The organism is Nostoc sp. DedQUE07, assembly GCF_034530975.2.
Lineage (GTDB): Bacteria > Cyanobacteriota > Cyanobacteriia > Cyanobacteriales > Nostocaceae > Nostoc.
Genome location: NZ_JAVRCC020000064.1, coordinates 40,467 through 40,884, shown reverse-complemented (window position 1 = coordinate 40,884; position 418 = coordinate 40,467). Strand labels below are relative to the sequence as shown.

Below are 418 nucleotides of genomic sequence, written 5' to 3'. Positions count from 1 at the left end.
ACCCTTGCAGGAATAGCAGGAATCGGAAAATTGCAGCCACCCCAAAGCTGGGTGCAAAGAACCAGCTAGATTGTCCCAAGGGGTACATCAGGAATACGCTGACGAATACTGCAATCGGAGCTGAGAAAGCCAGAGCGTTGTAAGGACGGATACCTACTAGACGCGCAATTTCAAATTGCCGCAACATGAAGCCAATCAAACCGAAGGCTCCGTGTAGGGCAACGAATGGCCACAACCCACCCAATTGGAACCAACGGGTGAGGTCGCCTTGGGCTTCTGGTCCCCACAACAGCAATAGGGAATGTCCCATGCTGTCGGCGGGGGTGGATACTGCTACTGTCAGGAAATTACAGCCTTCTAGGTAGGAGGAGGCTAATCCGTGGGTGTACCAAGAGGTGACGAAGGTGGTGCCAGTCAG

The 418-nt window shown here is 53.3% G+C and carries 1 pseudogene; it reads right to left on the bottom strand.

The features are described from left to right. A pseudogene (locus RMZ95_RS30070) lies at positions 1-418 on the bottom strand (photosystem II D2 protein (photosystem q(a) protein)); the annotation flags it as partial.